Source organism: Streptomyces sp. bgisy100 (genome assembly GCF_057709105.1).
In genome coordinates this window covers 43,946-64,014 of record NZ_JBYITE010000042.1, presented here as the reverse complement: position 1 = coordinate 64,014, position 20,069 = coordinate 43,946, and the positions used below count along the sequence as shown (strand labels likewise).

At 74.2% G+C, this 20,069-nt stretch carries 13 protein-coding genes and 1 tRNA gene; 9 read left to right on the top strand and 5 right to left on the bottom strand.

The genetic code is table 11. From position 1 onward, the window contains the following. Positions 1-147: 147 nt before the first annotated feature. The 3 genes from AC3EQ1_RS24285 to AC3EQ1_RS24275 all read right to left on the bottom strand — a co-directional run bounded on the left by AC3EQ1_RS24285 (position 148) and on the right by AC3EQ1_RS24275 (position 3,481). A complete protein-coding gene (locus tag AC3EQ1_RS24285; RefSeq protein WP_432096449.1) occupies positions 148-705 on the bottom strand; it encodes a MarR family winged helix-turn-helix transcriptional regulator in 558 nt (185 codons plus the stop codon). A gap of 124 nt (positions 706-829) precedes the next feature. Further along, positions 830-1,459 carry a DJ-1/PfpI family protein gene (locus AC3EQ1_RS24280; protein WP_432096448.1) on the bottom strand — a complete coding sequence of 210 codons (630 nt, stop codon included), beginning with the start codon at positions 1,457-1,459 and terminating at the stop codon, positions 830-832. 162 nt (positions 1,460-1,621) lie between these two features. Beyond that, entirely contained in the window at positions 1,622-3,481 is a 1,860-nt protein-coding gene (locus AC3EQ1_RS24275; protein WP_432096447.1) for a protein kinase domain-containing protein, read from the bottom strand. A gap of 243 nt (positions 3,482-3,724) precedes the next feature. Here AC3EQ1_RS24275 and AC3EQ1_RS24270 point away from each other — a divergent pair, with 243 nt between their 5' ends. The 5 genes from AC3EQ1_RS24270 (at position 3,725) to AC3EQ1_RS24250 (ending at position 10,580) form a co-directional block, all read left to right on the top strand. Next, positions 3,725-5,080 (top strand): aspartate aminotransferase family protein, encoded by a 1,356-nt coding sequence (locus AC3EQ1_RS24270; protein WP_432096446.1) that lies wholly within the window; start codon positions 3,725-3,727, stop codon positions 5,078-5,080. Between the two features lie 357 nt (positions 5,081-5,437). Continuing rightward, complete coding sequence (locus AC3EQ1_RS24265; protein WP_432096445.1) at positions 5,438-6,136, top strand: GntR family transcriptional regulator; 699 nt, start codon at positions 5,438-5,440, stop codon at positions 6,134-6,136. 492 nt (positions 6,137-6,628) lie between these two features. Beyond that, positions 6,629-7,588, top strand: coding sequence for a dolichyl-phosphate beta-glucosyltransferase (locus tag AC3EQ1_RS24260; protein ID WP_432096444.1), 960 nt, complete (start codon positions 6,629-6,631; stop codon positions 7,586-7,588). Then, positions 7,585-9,828 carry a glycosyltransferase family 2 protein gene (locus tag AC3EQ1_RS24255; protein ID WP_488187173.1) on the top strand — a complete coding sequence of 748 codons (2,244 nt, stop codon included), beginning with the start codon at positions 7,585-7,587 and terminating at the stop codon, positions 9,826-9,828. Before AC3EQ1_RS24260 ends, AC3EQ1_RS24255 begins: the two co-directional genes overlap by 4 nt. Positions 9,829-9,929: 101 nt before the next feature. Continuing rightward, positions 9,930-10,580: a hypothetical protein gene (locus AC3EQ1_RS24250; protein ID WP_432096442.1), complete on the top strand. Its 651-nt coding sequence runs from the start codon at positions 9,930-9,932 to the stop codon at positions 10,578-10,580. A 236-nt stretch (positions 10,581-10,816) separates the two neighbouring features. Here AC3EQ1_RS24250 and AC3EQ1_RS24245 read toward each other — a convergent pair whose 3' ends face one another. Further along, a complete protein-coding gene (locus AC3EQ1_RS24245; RefSeq protein WP_432096441.1) occupies positions 10,817-11,572 on the bottom strand; it encodes an SLATT domain-containing protein in 756 nt (251 codons plus the stop codon). Between the two features lie 783 nt (positions 11,573-12,355). Between AC3EQ1_RS24245 and purD the strand changes: the two genes are divergently transcribed. From purD to AC3EQ1_RS24225, 4 genes are all read left to right on the top strand, one after another. Continuing rightward, entirely contained in the window at positions 12,356-13,645 is a 1,290-nt protein-coding gene (purD, locus tag AC3EQ1_RS24240) for a phosphoribosylamine--glycine ligase (protein ID WP_432096440.1), read from the top strand. A 907-nt stretch (positions 13,646-14,552) separates the two neighbouring features. Further along, positions 14,553-16,319 (top strand): hypothetical protein, encoded by a 1,767-nt coding sequence (locus AC3EQ1_RS24235; RefSeq protein ID WP_432096439.1) that lies wholly within the window; start codon positions 14,553-14,555, stop codon positions 16,317-16,319. A 522-nt stretch (positions 16,320-16,841) separates the two neighbouring features. Next, positions 16,842-18,335, top strand: a complete 1,494-nt coding sequence (locus tag AC3EQ1_RS24230) for a N,N-dimethylformamidase beta subunit family domain-containing protein (protein WP_432096438.1) — start codon at positions 16,842-16,844, stop codon at positions 18,333-18,335. Positions 18,336-18,775: 440 nt separating this feature from the next. After that, positions 18,776-19,678: a phosphoribosylaminoimidazolesuccinocarboxamide synthase gene (locus AC3EQ1_RS24225; protein ID WP_432096437.1), complete on the top strand. Its 903-nt coding sequence runs from the start codon at positions 18,776-18,778 to the stop codon at positions 19,676-19,678. A 313-nt stretch (positions 19,679-19,991) separates the two neighbouring features. Here the strand turns inward: AC3EQ1_RS24225 and AC3EQ1_RS24220 are convergent. Next, positions 19,992-20,064: transfer RNA gene (locus AC3EQ1_RS24220), tRNA-Gly, on the bottom strand. Between the last annotated feature and the right edge of the window lie 5 nt (positions 20,065-20,069).

The following is a 20,069-nucleotide window of genomic DNA, read 5'->3' as shown; positions in this document are numbered from 1 at the left end:
GCCACAAATACACGGAAGCTTCCGGAACCCCCCACCCCTCCGGCCCCGTCCCCCTCCTGTGCGTCGTTCCCCTCGCGTGGATCCCGGGTCCCGTCGTCTTGGTGGGCCCGGTGGTTTGGGTGGTCCCGGTGGGTCCCGTGCGGGCTCTCAGGCCTCGCCTGTAACCCCGGTCCCGTCGGAGTTCTTGGTCCCGTGGGCGGGCTCGGTCTTGTCGGTGCGAGCGGCTTCCATGGCGTGCTCGGCCTCGACGGTGTCCATCGTGCGGGAGAGCCGTTCCAGTACCCGCACGGTCTCCGCGAAGCCCTCCGGCCCCAGTTCGTCCGCCAGCCGGGCGGCGAGCCGCGCGTGGCCCGGGCGGATGCGCTCCACGGCCGCGCGGCCCTCGTCGGTCGGCCGGAGCAGCTTGGCGCGACGGTGTGCCGGGTTGGGGACGTACTCGGCGAGCCCCTTGCCGACCAGCAGATCGGCGATGCGCTGCACGCTCTGCCGGGTGATGCCCATGGTGCGGGCGATGCCGGACACGGGCAGCGGCTCCCCGAGCACGGCGCCGAGCACCTGCCACCAGGCGGCGGTCAGGCCGGCCGGTCCGGCCAGCCGCTCGGACACCGTGAGGAACTGGCCGTTGAGACGGAAGACGCCCAGCGCGGTCCGGGACAGCAGCGCGGGCTCGGACGCTGCCGGGTCGTCCTCGTGGTGCCCGGTCACTCGGCTGTCCCGTCGTGCCCGGTAACGCTCACCCTGCCGGTCCCGGCCACCCGCGCGTCGCCGCCGGGAACGTACGCCCCGCCGGCCCCGGTCCCGGTCGCCCGCCTGCCCCCGCCGCCCTCCGTCATCCGGACGCCGCCATGAGGACGGGGAAGGCGCCGGCGTCCGAGTGGCGGAACAGGCGGTACCAGGCGTCCAGCACCTCCGGTTCCATCAGGTCCAGTTCGGCCAGGATCTCCCGGGCGAAGGCGACCGGCTCGGTGGGGCCGGCGGTGATCAGTCCTCGGTCGCGGACCGCGTCCGTCTCCCGGTAGCGCTCCGCGCCCCGGTAGCCGGGCTGGCCGGCGAGGTAGCCGGCCGCGCCGCTGGTGTGGTCGCGGTCGTCCAGCAGTCCCTCGCGGGCCAGTCCGGCCGTCGCGCCGCAGATGGCGGCGACCGGCACTCCGGCGTCGAGGAAGGTGCGGGCGGCCGCTGCGAACGGTGCGTTCTCCGCGCCGCTGTCCCAGAGCTCCGCGCCCGGCAGGATCAGCAGCGCGCTGTCCTCGGGGCGCAGCGCGTCCAGGCCGAGGCCGGGGAGGAGCCGCAGCCCGCCCATGGTGGTCACGGGATCGCCGGTCGCGGAGACGGCGACGACATCGACTTCGTCGCGCGGGGCCCGGTGGTACGCGGTGTTGCGGAGGTGGGCGGTGGCGTGCCCGAACTCCCAGTCGGCGAGGGTGTCGTAGACGGCCACGTGCACGGTTCTGCGGGGCATGGCTCCTCCGTACGGTCGGGCGGCCCGGGAGCGCCGGATGCGGCTCCTCGGTCGCCGGGGATGCCGTCGGCCGTCCGCCGGAGCACCCCGATATGCAGCATGCTGTCAAAAAGGCAGCATGCTGTCAATCGAGTTTCGACCGGTGAGCCCCCGGCTCAGGCGTCAGTACCTCCGGCCGTACGCGGGGCCGAACCCCGGATTGCCCTGCTGCTGTCGCGTCTCGTTGCGCTTCACCTGGAGCGAGGTGAGCCGCAGGACCACCGAGAGCGCGAGCACGGCCGCCGGGACGGTGACGACATCGGTGAGGAGGGCCCAGGCCGTGACCCCGGCGTAGTCGTCGATGTTCTCCGCGGTGACAGCCACGAGCTCGTTCATCCACCCGGTCGCGTACATCGTGAGGAACAGCGCCCACCACCAGCCGAGCAGAGCGAGGGACGCCCGGCGGGTCCCCGGCCCGTACGGGCCGGGCACGGTCGGTTCGACGCTCGCCCGCCAGATGTCGTTCGCGATCTGCTTGGGGAACCACAGCTGGACGATCGGGGTGAACCAGCCGCCGATGGTCCAGCCGCGGCTCAAGCGCTGGCTGCCCGGGGAGAACACCTCGGCATTGAGGTACAGCCGCCGGAACCAGACCAGCCAGAGCACCACGACGGTCAGGGACACCACCGCGGCCGCCGCCCCGACCGAGTCGACCGTCTTCTGGCCGTCGCGGATAGCCTCCCGCGACCCCGTACCGGAGGAGTAGGCCTCGTACGCGTCGTACACGGCCAGGTTGAGCTTGAAGTCGATCAGGAGGAACACCGTCGACAGCCCCAGCATGACCGCCAGCCAGGTGCCCAGGGTGCGCGGGGAGCGCCACACCGGGGCCGCCCCGGGACCGGAGGACGGCGTGGGAGCGGGACCGTACGGGGCCGCCGCTGGGCCGTACGCCGGGTGGGCGGGCGGCGGGGTGGACACCGGCGGGACCGGGGGCGGCGGTGTCGAATGCGCGGGCGTCGCGTGCAGGGGCACCGCCGGGGGCGGCGTCGCGACCGCGTTCTGCACCGGGACGGCGTCGGGCAGCGGCTGGGAGACCACGGCCTGCGGCGTGGGGGAGGGGCCGGGCGCCGGGGCCGACGGCCGTTCCGCCTCCAGCTCCAGCAGTTGCAGCGCCTCGCGGCCGAGCCGGGCCAGCAGCCCGCCGGGCAGCCACGGTTCGGCGCCCGCGCCGCCGGCGGTGTGCGCCAGTACCTGGTCGACGGTGACCCGCGCCGCCGGGTCCTTGGCGAGGCAGCCGGTCACCAGCTCCCGGAGCGCGTCCGGAAGGCCCGTCAGATCGGGCTCCTCCTGGGCTATGCGGTACATCAGCGCGTGCATCCCGCTGTTGGAGGTGCCGAAGGGCTGGCGCCCGGTCGCCGCGAAGGCCAGCACGGATCCGAGGCAGAACAGGTCGCTCGCGGTCGTGACCCGCTCGCCGCGGACCTGCTCGGGCGACATGAAGCCGGGCGAGCCGACGACCGCGCCGGTCATCGTCAGCCCGTTTCCGGCGACCGTCTCCACGGCGCGGGCGATGCCGAAGTCGATGACGCGGGGGCCGTCGATCGTGATGAGAACGTTGGACGGCTTCAGGTCGCGGTGCACCAGACCGGCGCCGTGGATGTCCCGCAGGGCGTGGGCGAGGCCGTTGCCGAGGGTCAGCACCGCGTGCTCGGGAAGCGGCCCGAACTCGTCGGCGACGACCGCGTGCAGGGAGGGCCCGCCGATGTAGCCGGTCGCCACCCAGGGCGTCGCCGCGTCGGTGTCGGCGTCCAGCACGGGGGCCGTCCAGGCGCCGCCGACCCGCCGCGCGGCCTCCACTTCGGCCGCGAACCGGCGCCGGAAGTCGGACTGGTGGGCCAGTTCGCTCTGGACGAGTTTGACCGCGACGGTGCGGCCGCGTTCGGAACGCGCCAGGTACACCCGCCCCATGCCGCCCTCGCCCAGCCGGCCGAGCAGCCGGTACTCACCGATCCACTGCGGGTCGTCGGCCCTCAACGCGTCCATCTCAGCATCCCCCGTTCCCTGGTGCCCTGCGGGACGAGGATAGGGGGACCGGGGTTCCGGGGTCCCGTCCGCACCGGGTGCGGACCTGCCGCGGCCGTCCTCCGTTTCCGGGCCGGGCCGGCGCCGGACGGGCCCGCGACCGGCCCGGCGGGGACCCGCGACCCGACAGGGTGCCGGGCGACGTGGCCGAGGCCATACAGGTTGGCGGTGTCCGGCGGCCGGTGCCGCTCCTAGTCTGTGCCCATGACCCCTCCCGCAGATTCCCAGGTCGGAAAGGCTGTCAAGGCCGTCGACCGTGCCCATGTCTTCCACTCCTGGTCCGCACAGGGGCTCATCGACCCCCTGCCCATCGCCGGAGCCGAGGGCTCGTACTTCTGGGACTACGACGGCAACCGCTACCTCGACTTCTCCTCCCAGCTGGTGAACACCAACATCGGTCACCAGCACCCCAAGGTCGTCGCCGCCATCCAGGAGCAGGCCGCCAAGCTGTGCACCATCGCGCCGGGCTTCGCCGTCGACGTCCGGGCCGAGGCGGCACGCCTGATAGCCGAGCGCACCCCCGGCGACCTCGACAAGATCTTCTTCACCAACGGCGGTGCCGAGGCCGTGGAGAACGCCGTGCGCATGGCGCGGCTGCACACCGGCCGGCACAAGGTGCTGTCCGCCTACCGCTCCTACCACGGGGCCACCTCCACCGCGATCAACCTCACCGGTGACCCGCGCCGCTGGCCGTCCGACACCGCGTCCGCGGGCGTCGTGCACTTCTGGGGCCCGTTCCGCTACCGCTCCCACTTCCACGCGGAGACCGAGGAGCAGGAGACCGAGCGCGCGCTGCAGCACCTGGAGGAGCTCATCGCCTTCGAGGGGCCGCAGTCGATCGCCGCGATCATCCTGGAGACGGTCGTCGGCACCGCGGGCATCCTCGTCCCGCCGCCCGGCTACCTCGCCGGGGTGCGCGACCTCTGCGACCGGCACGGCATCGTCTTCATCCTCGACGAGGTGATGGCGGGCTTCGGCCGCACCGGCCGCTGGTTCGCCGCCGACCACTTCGACGTCACCCCCGACCTGATGACCTTCGCCAAGGGCGTCAACTCCGGCTACGTCCCGCTCGGCGGGGTCGCGATCTCCGCGGAGATCGCCGCGACCTTCGACCAGCGGCCGTACCCGGGCGGACTCACCTACTCCGGCCACCCGCTGGCCTGCGCCTCGGCCGTCGCGACGATCAACGCGATGGCGGAGGAGGGCATCGTGGAGAACGCCGCCTCCATCGGTGAGAACGTCCTCGGCCCCGGCCTGGCGGAACTCGCCGCCCGCCACCCGAGCGTGGGCGAGGTCCGCGGCATGGGCGCCTTCTGGGCCCTGGAGCTGGTCAAGGACCGGGACACCCGCGAACCGCTGGTGCCGTACAACGCCGCGGGCCCGGCCAACGCGCCGATGGGCGACTTCGCGGCGGCGTGCAAGCAGCGCGGCCTGTGGCCGTTCGTGAACATGAACCGGACCCATGTCGTCCCGCCGTGCACCATCACCGAGGCCGAGGCCAAGGAAGGGCTCGCGGCTCTGGACGAGGCACTGACGGCGGCGGACGCGCACACCGTCTGACGGCGGTCGGCGACGCGCCGACTGTCTGACGGCGGTCGGCACGGCTCCGGTCCGGCACGGGTCCGGTCCGGCACGGGTCCGGTCCGGATCGGCTCCGCGCGGTCCGGATCGGCTTCGCCCGGCTCGGCACGGCGGCTCCCGTGTGGCGTGGTTCACACCGGAGCCGCCGTGCGGCGTCCTTGCTGAAGCGTTCCGTGTGGCGTCCTTCACGTGGCGGCCCCCGCAGGGCGGCTGCCCCGCGGCAGCGCGGGCCCGCACGTCCCGCACGCGGCCGGAGCCCGTCGGGCCGTCGCCTATCGTGATGCGACGACCGTTCGCGCAGGTGTGCGGTCGCGTTCCCTAAGGAGATCCCCGACCATGCCCGGCGCCGGCCCCGTCACGCGCAACACCCTGCGCCAGCAGATCGCCGAGGCGCTGCGCGACGAGGTGCTCGCCGGGCGGCTGCCCGCGGGGCGGCACGTCACGGTCCGGGAGATCGCCGAACAGTACGGGGTCTCCGCCACCCCGGTGCGCGAGGCGCTCGTCGACCTCTCCGTGCAGGGGCTCGTCGACCTGGAGCACCACCGCGGCTTCCAGGTGCACCGGTTCACCCCCGACGACTTCCGCAACATGGTCGAGGCCCGTGCCCTGGTCATCGACGGCATCTTCCGGTTCGCCACCGAGCGGGTGCTGGACGCGGCCGGCAGCGACGGGCTGGCCTCCGTCCGCCGCCGTGCAGAGGAGGCCGAGCGGGCCTCGCGGGCCGGGGACCTGGACATCCTCATCGGCTACGACCTCAGATTCTGGGGCGAATTGGGTGGGCTCGTAGGGAACCCGTATATCTCAGACCTGCTGCACCGGGTGCGGGTGCAGGGCTGGGCCTTCGTCGTACCCCACCTGCGCCGGCAGCGGAGCCTCAAGGGGCGGCTGTGGTCCCGGCACAGCGAGCTCGTCGACGCCGTCGGCGGCCGGGACGCCGTCACCGCGCAGCGCATCATCGCCGAGTACAACGACCACTCGCTCCGGCTCCTCGACCACCTGACGGCGGGCGGCGAGCGGCCCGGGGGCGCCGGCTGACGGCAGGCGCCGAGCCATGCGCGGCGACCGTGGGCCGATCGGGCGCGCGTGGTTCGCGGCGAACGGCCGAAGGAATGGTTCCGGGTGGCTTTCATCGGGACCGGCTGACGGCGGGTGCCGGGTGAATTGGGGCGGACGCCCGACGGCGGGTGCCGGGTGAATTGCGGCGGACGCCCGACGGAGGCGCCGGGTGGTGTCCACAGAGACCGGCCGACGCCAGGAGCCGGGTGATTCGCGGAGACCCGTCGGACCCTGCCGGTGGGTGTGCGGCCACCCGGTCACGGAGGCCGACGGTCAGGCGGACGGGTGGAACGGCTGTCACGCGGACGGGTGGGCCCGCGGGTGCGCGGGCAGGCGTGCGGAGACCGGCGGCGTGACGGGTGTGACGGACGTGACGGCCCCCGCACGTACGCCCCTTGACCCGCCCGGCGGGTTACGGGCCGGTACCGTACACACGGTCGACCACGGCACGGGGAGCAGGGGGGAACAGCTATGGACGCCGTACACCGGGCCGCGCTGCCCGGACCCCGGTCCCGGCACCCCGCCGAAGCGGTCCCCGTCCTCGACATCTCGGTGGTCATCCCGGCCTACAACGAGGAACACCGGCTGCTCCCCGGCGTCGACGAGGTCTGCCGCTATCTGCGGGCGGCCGGCGTCCGCTGGGAGGTCATCGTCGTCGACGACGGCTCCGCGGACGCCACCGCGGCCGTCGCCGCCGCGGCGGCCGCCGAGGAGCCCCGCATCCGGCTGCTGCGCGCCCCCGTCAACCGCGGCAAGGGCCACGCGGTACGGATCGGGATCGCCGCCTCCCGCGGCCGCCGCGTCCTGTTCTGCGACGCGGACGCCGCGACCCCCATCGGCGAACTCGCCCTGCTGCACGAGCAGCTGGACCAGGGCTACGCCGCCGCGATCGGCTCCCGCGCCCGCCCCGGAGCGCGCATCGGGACCCGTCAGCACCCGCTGCGCGAACTGCTGGGCAAGGCGGGGAACCGGCTGATCCAGGCGATGGCGGTGCCCGGCATCCGGGACACCCAGTGCGGATTCAAGCTCTTCGACGGCGACAAGGCGCGCACGGCCTTCGCCCGCGCCCGTACGGACGGCTGGGGCTTCGACGTCGAGATCCTGCGGATCTTCCACGCCAACGGCTGGCCGATAGCCGAGGTGCCGGTGCGCTGGTCGCACCGGCCCGGCTCCAAGGTCGGCCCGCTGGACTACGCCAAGGTGCTGGCCGAGGTCGTACGGGTCCGGCTCCAGGGGGCCGGGCCGCGCGTCGTCGACGAGCGCGGTGACGGCGACCCCGGCAGCGACGGGCCGGCCAACGGGCCGGCCGGCGAGCGCAACGGTCGCGAGTACGGCGACGGGGAGCCGGGCGCGGAAGGCCCCGACGCCGGTCCGCGCGGCAGCGACGGGCACGACGCCGGCCGGCGCGACAGCGAATCGAGGACGCGGTGACGGACAACCGGTCGACGACGGCCCCGGAACCGGACGGCGTCGGCACCTGGCACGGCACCGATATCCGGGAGGGCCGGCTGATGAATCCGGGCCCAGTCGTGAATCCGGGTCAGGATGTGAATCCGGGTCAGGATGTGGATCCGGAGCGGGACGTGGAGCCGGAGCGGGACGTGGAGCCGGGCGAGAGGCCATCGGACGGCGAGCCTCCGCGGCTCCCGTGGCCGCGGATTCGCTCCACCGAGCGGATACGCCCCTCCGCGCGGCTGCGCTCCGCCCTGCGGTTGCGCCCCGCCGCGCTCGCCGTGCCGGTCGGATATCTGCTGGCGTCGCTCCTGCTCTACGTCCACCTCTGGGCCGACCTCGACCGGCGTTACCTGGCCGACAGCATGCGCGACCAGAACCAGTGGGAGTGGTTCTTCGCCGTCACGGCACACAACGTACTGAACCTGGACAACCCGCTCTTCACGGTTCAGCAGAACTTCCCGCTCGGTGTGAACCTCATGGCCAACACTGTGATGCTCGGGCTGTCCGTGCCCCTGGCCCCCGTCACCGCGCTGTTCGGCCCGACCGTGACCTGGGCACTCGTCCTGACGGGCGGAATCGCGGGCACGGCCACCGCCTGGTACTGGCTCATCCGCAAGTACCTCACCCGCGACCGCGCGGCGGCGGTCCTCGGCGGTGCGTTCAGCGCCTTCGCGCCGCCGATGATCTCGCACGCCAACGCGCACCCCAACCTGGTGGTGCTGTTCGCGATTCCGCTGATCATCGACCGGCTGCTACGGCTCTGCGGCACTCCGCCCATCACCGCCTCGCCCCCCTCCGTTTCGCCCATCGAGGCTTTGCCCATCGAGGCTTCGGCCACCGGGCGCGGAACGCAGAAGGCCGAGCCGGAGAAGGCGGAGTCGGAGAAGGCGGGGTCGGAGAAGGCCGAGCCGGAGGAGGCCGAACCCGAGAAGGGCTCCCCCAAGAGCCCCGAAAGGAGCGAGGCGCACAGAAGCGAGCCCCGGCTCCGCCCCCGCCCGCTGCGCGACGGGATCGTGCTCGGGCTGCTGCTCGCCTGGCAGATCTTCCTCGGCGAGGAATCGCTGCTGCTCGCCGCCACCGGCATGCTGGTCTTCGCGGTCGCGCACGCCTGCATGCGCCGCACGTTCGCCCGCGAGGCCGTGGGACCGCTGCTGCGCGGTGTCGGCATCGCCACCGTCGTCTGCCTGCCCCTCGTCGCATACCCGCTGTACTGGCAGTTCTCCGGCGACCAGAGCTACAGCAGCATCCTCCACGGCCCCACCGGCAACCCGCCGCTCGCGCTCTTCGAGTTCTCCGCCCGCGCGCTCGCCGGCGACGTGCAGCGCGCCGCCGCCCTGTCCATGAACCCGACCGAGCAGAACGCCTTCTACGGCTGGCCGCTGGCCTCCCTGCTGCTCGGCATCGTCCTGCTGCTCTGGGACCGGGTGGCGGTGCGCGCCCTGACCTGGACGGTGGTCGTGGCCGCCGTGCTGTCCCTCGGGGTGAGCATCCCGCTGGCGTTCACCGACACGGCGACTCCCGGCCCCTGGTGGGTCCTCGACAAGCTGCCGCTCTTCGAGTCGGTCATCGAGTCCCGCTACGCGATGGTGTGCGCCCCGGCCATCGGCATGCTGCTGGCCGTGGCGTGGACGGCGGTCGCGGAGTCCGCGCGGGCCGCCGCGGCCGGGGAGGGGACGGAGCGGGAACGCCGCAACCGGGCGCGCGTCATGCGCCTCGCCGCGGGCGTCGCCCTCACCGCCGGTCTGCTGCCGATCGTCCCCCGGCCCCTGGAGACCGTCGACCGGCCGGCCGTCCCGCAGGTCGTCGCGGACGGAACCTGGCGCGGTTACGTCCGGCCCGGGCAGTCCCTCGTTCCCGTGCCGCTCCCGTCGCCGGGCGAGGCGAGCGCGCTGAAGTGGCAGATCGACGCCGACTTCGGCTTCCCACTGCCCGGCGGCTACTTCAACGGCCCGTCCGGCCCCGACCGCGTCGGGATCTACGGCGCCGTGCCGCGTCCCACCAACGACCTGCTGCGTGATGTCCGCTACACCGGCCGCATCCCGCGGATCGGCCCCGACCAGCAGCGAGCCGCCCGCGAGGACCTGCGGTTCTGGCGCGCGGGTGCGCTCGTCCTCACCTCGCAGCCGAACGACGAGGCGCTGCGCATCACCGTGCAGCGGCTGCTGGGCGCGGAAGGGCGCCGCGTCGGGGACGCCTGGGTGTGGGACGTGGGCTGACGCAGGGTGCCCGGGGCACTACGCTGTCCCGACCGACCAACGAGCAGCTGTGCCGACCGACCAACGAGTAGAAGTCCGCCCCCGGAAGAGAGCGAGCCCCCGTGGCGTGTGACCTGTGGCTGGTCCCCCTCGTCGACGTACTGTGCCAGAGCCCCGACAATCCGTTCGCCGAAGAGCTCGCGACCTTCGACAAGGCCCTGAACGACGCCGGCCTGCCGCCCGTCCCCGTCTTCGGCTACATGCCGGGCCTGTCCGGGGCCGTCGCCCCGGTCGCCGGCTTCGACTACGACGCGCTCCACTTCCTGCGCCGCGCCTACCTGTTGCAGGTCTGCCGGCTGCCGGTGACACCGGTGGACGAACTGGGCGGCGACTACGAGCAGCTGCTGGAGATGTTCGAGTCCACGGCCCAGCAGTCGCACCTGGTCTGGCACTACGACCACGCGGGTGCCTATGTGCCGGTGGACTTCCCGCAGCCGCTGACCAACGAGGAACTCCTCGCCGGCGGCGGCCCCCTGGGGTCGAGCAACGGTCTGCTCCGCGAACTGGAGGCGGTGGCACCGGCGATCGGCATCGACCCGGCCAACCCGCCCGCCGCACCGGCCGCGCCGGGCCGCCCCACCGAACTCGAGGAGCCGGCCGCGACGGCCCCCTACGACGACAGTCCGTACGCCCGCGAGCGGCACGTCTGGCTGGGCCTGCACGCGGCGGCGACCCGGAGCCTGGGCCAGGGCTCCATGATCGTCTTCAGCTGACCTGCTGACCTGCTGTCCTGCTGACCTGCTGTCCCGCTGACCTGCCTGCCCGCTGACCTACTGTCCCTGCTGACTTTGCCGGCCCGCCGACTCCCCTGCCCGGTTGCCCGGCTGCCCGGCCGGCCCGCTGTTCCCGCTGTCCTGCGGGTGAGCGGCATCCGTCCCCGGGGCACGGTGCGCCCGGCCCGTCGGCGGCCCCGGAGACATCCGGCCAGGCGGGACTTTCGAAACACGCCCTAGGGCCGCGGGCCCTCCGGCGGCCGCTGGCGCGGCATGTTCGGGCGGGCGCCGGGCGGCAGCGAGAAGCGGCCGGCCGGCTGCCCGAGCTGTTCCGGCCGCGGCCTCCACGGCACCAGCGACTGGGTGCGCAGTGGGGCGGCGCCGGCCCGGAACTCCACCATCCAGTCCGCCGTCTCGGACCGCACGAGGTCGGCGACCCCCTCGGAGAAGCGGCGCAGCACCGTCAGACAGCGCTCCGCGGCCTCGCTCGCGGTGCCCTCGGTCGGCCCCAGCACCTCGCGCACACTCTCCGACGCCCAGTCGAACTGCAGCGCCTCCAGCCGGCGTTGCACGGCCTGGGCCGTGGCGACATCGCGCATCCAGCCGGACGTCAGCCCGAAGAACCGGTCCGCGCCCAGGCACACCACGGCCGTCGCCAGAGCGAGACAGCCCCACCCCGCCCCGTCGCCCAGCACCTCCGTCAGGTCCAGCAGCGGCAGCGTGACCCCGACGGTGGCCGTGACGGCCGCGGCCAGCCGCAGGGCCCTGGCGCCCTGCCGCTTCCAGAGCCGCCCCGCGAGATACCAGTCGACGGTGTCCAGCGCCCGGCCCTCCACCCACCGGTACAGGTCCTCCAGCCGGTCCGCGGGCTCGCCCCAGTCGCCGGAGGGGAGGGGGCGGCCGTGCAGATCGCCGGGGCTCCGCCCGCCCTCCTCGCGCGCCTTGCCGCCCTCGCGCGGAAGCTTCTCGGGCTGCATCTCCGGCTTGCTCACCGTGCGCTCCCTCTGCGATGGCGATGCGGTGCTGTGCGCTGCGCGGCAGGGGTGCCGTGCCGTGCGTACGGACGTGCGGTCGGCGCGGCGCTGTTCGCCGCGGGTGCGGTGCCGCGGTTCCCCGCGGTGCGCGCGGACCGCGTCAACGGCCCTCGCGCGGCCCCCTTCCTACCGCCGAAAGGCTGGCCGCGCGGGCACGAACGCGGGAATTCCGCTCGGAAGGGGTGCGTGATCAGGTAGAGGGCCCGGTACCGCTCACTCGAAAGAGTGGGGCGCCGTGGCCCGCGGAGCGAGGGCCACCGATCCACGCTGCTTCGCGCACCACCGCGCTTCCCCTGCCGGCCGTGGGCACGCCCTGCCGCACCGCCCTGCCGCACCGCCCTGCCGCACCGCCCTGCCGCGCCGCCCCGTCCACCTGCCGCACCGCGTCCCCTGCCCCCCGGCCGTCCCCTGCGCCCGGGCCCTCTCCCGCCTCCCGGCCCGTTCTCCGGGTCCCGACCGGGCTCCCGCCTCCCGACCGGGCACCCGCCTCCCGGCCCGTTCTCCGGGTCCCGACCGGGCTCCCGCCTCCCGACCGGGCACCCGCCTCCCGACCGGGCACCCGCCTCCCCGCCGGGCATCTGCTTCCCGCCGGACACCCGGTCCACCGGCCGTGGCAGCCCCACAAGGAGAGCCCGCCCCGCCCCCTCCCCCGTACCCACCACGACCCCACCGCGCCCCCTCACGACCCCGCCGGAGGGGCGGCACGCCGCCCCCGGGGTGCGGCCGACTACTCTGAAGCGCGTGAAGGTCCTCGTCATCGGCGGCGGCGCCCGCGAACACGCCCTGTGCCGCTCTCTCTCCCTCGACCCCGACGTCACCGCGCTGCACTGCGCCCCCGGCAATGCAGGGATCGCCGAGGTCGCCGAGCTGCACCGGGTCGACGCCCTGGACGGCCCGGCCGTGGCCGACCTGGCCCAGCGGCTCGCGGCGGACCTGGTGGTCGTCGGCCCCGAGGCCCCGCTGGTCGCCGGGGTGGCGGACGCCGTCCGCGACCGGGGCATCCCGGTCTTCGGCCCGTCCGCCGAGGCGGCGCGGCTGGAGGGCTCCAAGGCCTTCGCCAAGGACGTCATGGCCGCCGCGAACGTCCCCACCGCCCGCGCCTACCTCTGCACCGACGAGCGCGAGGTCGACGAGGCGCTGGACGCCTTCGGCCCGCCGTACGTCGTCAAGGACGACGGCCTGGCCGCCGGCAAGGGCGTCGTGGTCACCGAGGACCTGCCGACCGCCCGCGCCCACGCGCTGGCCTGTGTCGGCACCCCCGGCGGCCCCGCGGGCGCCACCGGCCGCGTGGTCATCGAGGAGTTCCTGGACGGCCCCGAGGTCTCCCTCTTCGCCGTCACCGACGGCGAGACGGTCCTGCCGCTCCAGCCCGCCCAGGACTTCAAGCGCGCCCTCGACGCCGACGAGGGGCCCAACACCGGCGGCATGGGGGCCTACTCCCCGCTGCCCTGGGCGGACCCGAAGCTGGTCGACGAGGTCCTGGCGACCGTCCTCCAGCCCACCGTGGACGAGCTCCACCGCCGGGGCACCCCGTTCTCCGGCCTGCTCTACGCGGGGCTGGCGATCACCTCCCGCGGCGTGCGGGTCATCGAGTTCAACGCCCGTTTCGGCGACCCGGAGACCCAGGTCGTGCTGGCCCGGCTGAAGACGCCGCTGGCCGGGCTGCTGCACGCTTCGGCGACCGGTACGCTCGCCGCCTTCCCGCCGCTGCGATGGAGCGACGGCGCGGCGGTCACCGTCGTCATCGCCTCGCACAACTACCCGGGAACGCCCCGCACGGGCGACCCGATCGAGGGCCTGGCGGACGTCGCGGAAGGGGACGAGCACGCCTACGTGCTGCACGCGGGGACCAAGCTCGGCGAGTCCGGCGAGGTGCTGAGCGCCGGCGGCCGGGTGCTGTCGGTCACGGCGACCGGCCCGGACCTCTCCGCCGCCCGGGACCGTGCGTACCGGGGAGTGGCGCGGATCCGGCTGGACGGGGCGCACCACCGCACCGACATCGCGGCCAAGGCGGCATCGGCCGAGAGCTGAGCCGCCCGCCGCTCCGCGCGGTTCCGGGCGGCCTCGCACCGTCGGCACGACGGCGTACCGCGTTTCGGCGTCGGCACGGTGCCGGGTCCGCCGGCGCGGGCTCCGTCGGCGTGGGCTCCTCCGGCACGGGCTCCGCCGGCCGCACCGGAAATCCGCGTCCCCACCTCCGGTTCATGGTCCCCGCCCGCGCGCCCGCCTCAGGGCTCACGCGGCGCCCGCATCCGCATCCTTGCGCGCTGCCGCCGGCCCGGCGCCTGCGCCCGGCCCGGGTCCGGCTGCCGTACGCGCGGCCGCCGGCCCCGCTCGCGGCGGCGCTGCCCGGCCGTACGATGCCCGCCTCATCCTGCTTCGGGGTGATCCCGTGCGGCCTGCGGGTGTCAGCCGTTCCGCATCCCCCGGCGAACCGCTCCCGTTCACGCCGGAGCCCGCCGGGGGCACGGACAACCATGGTCATCGGAGCCTGCCGGGGGGCCATGGGCAGCCACGGACGCCATCGGAGCCCGCCGGAGGCATCGGCGCCCGCCCCGGAACTCGCCGCACGGCCGACGGCGCCCGCAGGAAGGCCGTCGTAGGCCACCGCAGGCCACCGCAGGCCACCGAAGGCCACCGAAGGCCACCGCAGGCCACCGAAGGCCACCGAACGCCGTCCGAACGCCGTCCGAACCCAACCCCAAGGCCGAGCGCAGCGGAACCGGCTTTGCCCAAAGCCATTCCATCGAGTGACCGGTTCGTCATACCGCTGACGCATGCGCACCCCCCAACTAGGGTTCCGCGCAGGCGCGCCCCGGGGCATCCGAGGGGCGTCCGGCAAGTGGCTCACCGGCATTGCGGTGCCGGGGCCCGGTGCCACAGTGGGGGAGTGGGCAAGCCGCAACAGGCAGCAGCCAGCAGGGGGTGACCTTCGACCGTGTCCGAACCGTCCGGTGCGGAGCCAGGCTCGCACTTCGCGCGCTCCAGGGCGCTGGCGGTGCTGCGGGTCCGCAGCACGGCGCTGGCCGTCGCCCTGCTGCCCGCCGCCGTCGCGGTCGTGCTGTCCGTCGCAGCCGCCACGGACCGGATCGGCGGCCCGGGCTGGGACGCGGTCCGCTGGGCCTGCACCGCCCTCGGCGTGCTCACCCTGCTGCTCGCGGCCGCCGTGGCCGCCGTCGTCGCACGGGCCAGGCCCGCGGTCAGCCCCACCGTGCCGATCGCCGAGGAGACGGCCCCGGACCTCTACCGCCTCGTCCGTGACCTCGCGGACCGGCTCGACGTACCGGCCCCGTCGGCCATGGCGCTCACCCCCGACTGCGACAGCTGGCTGGAGGACCGTGCGCACCTCGCGGGCCGGGCCGGCCGCCGCGGCTCCACACCGCCGGTGCTGGTCATCGGCTCACCGTTCCTGTGGTGGATGCGGGTGGCCGAACTGCGGGCGCTGCTCGCGCCGGTGGTCGCCGGGACGGGCCCCTCGGCGCATCCCGACATAGCGGCCGCCCGCCGGTTCGTCCGCGGACTGGACGCGGCCGTGGCCGTCTCCGCACGCCGTCCGGCCCTGTGCTTCGTCGGCCCGCCCGCGCGCCTGCTGCTGCGCCGCTGCCGCGACCGGGCGGCCGAGATGGAGCGGGGCGTGGCCGCCGCCGCGTCCGCCCGGGCGCAGGCCGTGGACTACGGGCTGCGGATCGTCGCCCAGGAGCAGGTCGGACTCGCCTACGCGGGCTGGGACCGGCTGCTGACCAGGGTGGCGCTGCCGGCCTGGCGGATGGGCCGCTGGCCGTCCCGGCTCGACGCGGGGGTGGTCTCGGCGCTCACCGAACTCTCCCGCCGCGACCGGCTCGCCGAAGGGTTCGCCGCCCGTCTCGGGGAGCGGCCCGCCTGCGACCTCCTGGAGGAGCCGGGCGCGGTCGACGAGGCCGCGTCGCTGCTGGCCGCCCGGCTGTTCCACGGCGGCCCCCCGGTGCCGGGCCCCGACTGGTCCCCCATCGACTGGTCCGCCTATCCGGAGGAAGTCGTCGACCGCAAGTGGCGGGCGGAGGCCGCCCGGCTGCACCGCGTCCTGGACGAACTCACCCCGCCCGGCACAGGAACACCGTCCCGCCCCGGCGCCGGCGCGAGGTCCGGCACGGGCCTCCGCACCCCGGGCGGCGAGCCGCGCCACTCCGCGGCCCTGACGTCCACCGACACCGCCGGCCCGACCCTCGCCCGGGTGGTGGACCGGCTCGCCGCCCCGGGCGGGATCGAGCTGGGGGAGCGGCTGGCCGAGCGGCTCGCCGCGGAGGTGGCCCGTGAGGAGGAAGCCGGCCGGCAGGCGGCCCGCGCGGCCGCCCGGCAGGCGGGCGCTGCGGGTGGTGCGGACGGCGCGGGCCCGGGGGCCGGCGCCGGGGCACCTCCCGGGCCGGAGCTGCCCGCGCTGTGGGGAGACGGGGTCACTCCGCTCTTCCCGATACAGAGTCCTCGTACGGGGCGGGAGTTGCTCGCCGACCACATCGTCGCGATGGTCTGCTGTGCCGCGGTGGACACCGCGGGCGCCGCTCCCGGCCTCGACTGGCTGGACGGCCCGGTCCTGCTGCACGCCGGAAAACGCGGACCGGATCTGGGAGTTCCGGTGTTGACCCTCGTCGAGGATGGCGATCCGGAGCCGCTCCGTGGTTGGCTGATCGCCGCGGGAGTCCGACCGGAAAAGCCCGTGCGTCTGGTCTAAGGTCTGTTCCTCGGGTCGGGCCCGGGTGGGATGCGGGCCTGTTGGGGGCACCTGCCGGCCGGCGGCAGGACGGTCGGACAGGGCGGGGAACTCCCCGCCGGGGCGGTGGAGGAACCTTCCGGCCGAAGGCCGGAGCGGAAGCGTCTCCCCGGCGAGGGGCCGGGGCGGAGCACTCTCCCGGCGCCGGCCGTGGGGGGACCTCCCGGCGGAACGCCGGGAGGACGGAGAAGGCGGAGGAGGGGGAGTCCATGCGGACCGTCGGCGACCGACGCCTGTGCCGCGGGGCATATGTGCCCGGCACGAACCGGAGCCGACCCCTGGGCTCAGCCCCGTTACAGGCCCGAGAATGGACGTCTCATCGGAGTCGTCCTTCTCATCCGAAGAGTCATCCCATTTGCACCACTTGAACACCTGTCGACACGAGTCGGCACACACTGAATAGCCACGAACAGTTACGAACAAAGTGCTGAGTGTGATCTGCTGGAGCCGATCAGGGGACAGCAGCTCCGGGAGGGATCGTTCGTGAGCACGGACAAGATCCGCCGCTGGGAGTCGGGGGCGCTCGCGCACGCCGTCTCCGACCCCTTCGGCCAGGGCCCGCTGCCCTGGCTGCGCGGCAGCGAGAACTATTTCGACGACACCGGTCACGTCGTGCCCTGGTATGTCGACCCCGCCGTCGCCGCCACCGAGCCCGGCATCCCCGCCCCGCGGCGCGCCGACTCCCGCCCGGGCCCCCGCACGGCCGACGACGTCCGCCGCCAGATCAAAGGATTCGCCTCCAGCTCGGCGGTCGCGCCCGGCGAGGCCATCGACTTCCGCATCACGGTCGATCCGCCCCAGCAGTTCTCCGTGGACATCTACCGCATCGGCCACTACGGGGGCGACGGCGCCTCGAAGATCACCACCAGCCCCCGGCTGTCCGGGATCGTCCAGCCCGCCCCGCTCACCGCCGACCGGACCGTCTCCTGCCACCACTGGTGGCTGTCCTGGCGCCTCCAGGTCCCGACGTACTGGAACACCGGCGCCTATGTCGCCGTGCTCACCACCGCCGACGGCTACCGCAGCCACATCCCGTTCACCGTCCGCGACTTCCACCCCGCCGACCTGCTGCTCCTGCTGCCCGACGTGACCTGGCAGGCGTACAACCTCTACCCGGAGGACGGTCACACCGGCGCCAGCCTCTACCACGCGTGGGACGAGGAGGGCAGGCTGCTCGGCGAGGAGGACGCCGCCGTCACGGTGTCGTTCGACCGGCCGTACGCGGGCGCGGGCCTGCCCCTGCACGTCGGCCACGCCTACGACTTCATCCGCTGGGCCGAGCGCTACGGCTACGACGTGGCCTACGCCGACACGCGGGACCTGCACTCCGGCCGGATCGACCCGACGCGCTACCGGGGGCTCGTCTTCCCCGGCCACGACGAGTACTGGTCGGTCCCGATGCGCCGCACCGCCGAACGCGCCCGTGACGGCGGCACCTCCCTGGTCTTCCTCTCCGCCAACACCATGTACTGGCAGGTGGAGCTGGCCCCGTCCGCCTCCGGCACCCCCGACCGCCTGCTCAGCTGCCGCAAGCGCCGGGGCCCGGGCCGGCCCGCCCTTTGGCGCGACCTCTCCCAGCCCGAGCAGCAGTTGCTGGGCATCCAGTACGCCGGGCGGGTGCCCGAGCCGTACCCGCTGGTGGTCCGCAACGCCGACCACTGGCTGTGGGACGCGACCGGCGCCGGCGAGGGCGAGGAACTGTCCGGCATGGTCGCCGGCGAGGCCGACCGCTACTTCCCGCGCACCTCCCTGCCCGAGCACAGCCACCGGATCCTGCTCGCCCACTCGCCCTACGAGGACGCCGAGGGCGCCGGGCGGCACCAGGAGACCTCGCTCTACCGCGCCCCCAGCGGCGCCCTGGTCTTCGCCTCCGGCACCTTCGCCTGGTCCCCTGCCCTGGACCGGCCGGGCCATGTCGACACCCGGATCCAGCGCGCCACGGCCAACCTCCTCGACCGCATCTGCAAGCGGGACTGACGACCGGGGCGCCGACGGGGCGGAGCGGTAGGGGCCGGAACCTTGCGACGGTTCCGGCCCGTCGGCGCCGTCCCGTCTGCCTCGTCCCACTGGCGCCGTCCCGTCGGCGCCGCACCGGCCCGGCCCGGCCCGGCCCATCCCGTCCTGTTCTGTCGTTGATCCTGTCCCGTTGATCCGGCCCTGTTGACCCCGTCTGCCGCCTTCGGCGAGCCGCTTCCTCCCACCCCCGGCACGCCCGTCTCCCCGCGGGCGTGCCTCTGCCTGCGCGTACGTGCTCATTCCCCGTGGAAGGGCCTCGGACCCCACCCTCCGGGACGCGGCGCGCCCCGAGGTGGAACGGAACGGAGCCATCCACCCGGGAGGGCATCCACCCCTGAAGGGACGCCGCCGAGCGGATGCGGGAGAATCGGGACTCCTGGATCAACCTACGCGGAGGCAGCGTGTCCGGTTTCGTCGAAAAGCCCGAGCCCGCACAGGTGCCGGGTCTGGAGCATCTGCACACCGGCAAGGTGCGCGACCTCTACCGGAACGCCGCGGGCGACCTCGTGATGGTCGCGAGCGACCGCCAGTCCGCGTACGACTGGGTGCTGCCCACCGAGATCCCGGACAAGGGCCGGATCCTCACCCAGCTGTCGCTGTGGTGGTTCGACCAGCTCGCCGACCTCGTCCCGCACCATGTGCTCAGCACCGACCTGCCCGAGGGCGCGCCCGAGGACTGGGCCGGCCGCACCCTGGTCTGCAAGTCCCTGCGGATGGTGCCCGTCGAGTGCGTGGCCCGCGGCTATCTCACCGGTTCGGGCCTCGCCGAGTACCGGCAGACCCGCACGGTGTGCGGGCTCGCCCTCCCCGAGGGCCTGGTCGACGGCTCCGAACTCCCCGCGCCGATCTTCACCCCGGCCACCAAGGCGGCCGTCGGCGATCACGACGAGAACGTGGCGTACGAGGAGGTCGCCCGACAGGTCGGTCCGGAGACCGCCGCCGAGCTGCGCCAGCTCACCCTCGCCGTCTACAGCCGGGGCCGGGACATCGCCCGTGAACGCGGCATCATCCTGGCGGACACCAAGTTCGAGTTCGGCTTCGACGGCGACGAACTGGTGCTCGCGGACGAGGTGCTCACACCGGACTCCTCGCGCTTCTGGCCCGCCGACGAGTGGGAACCCGGTCACGCCCAGCCGTCCTTCGACAAGCAGTTCGTCCGCGACTGGCTGACCTCGCCCGCCGCGGGCTGGGACCGCCACGGCGAGCAGCCGCCGCCGGAACTGCCCACCGAGGTGGTCGACCGCACCCGGTCCAAGTACGTGGAGGCGTACGAGCGCCTCACCGGGGTCCCCTGGGCCTCCTAAGCGTACCGACTCGGAGCGTCGTCCCTGTCCCCACGGATTGCCCCGAGGGCGGTCTGCGCGGCCCGAGAACCCGGGCGGCGGCGTTACGGAAGTCGGCCCGGTGACCCCGCACCCGCGGGGTCACCGGCCACCTCCTCGATCCGGTAGGCCCCCGCACGGGGAACCTTCGGAACCCGGCCGCCGGACACAGAAGTCCGGACGAAGAAGCGCCCGGCCCGGGTGGAGAAGCTGCCCGGCCCGGACGAAGAAACCAACCCGACGAAGACCGCACGAAGAAGGCCCCGGTCGTGATGACCGGGGCCTTCTTCTTCTGAGCGGACGACGAGATTCGAACTCGCGACCCTCACCTTGGCAAGGTGATGCTCTACCAACTGAGCCACGTCCGCAGGTG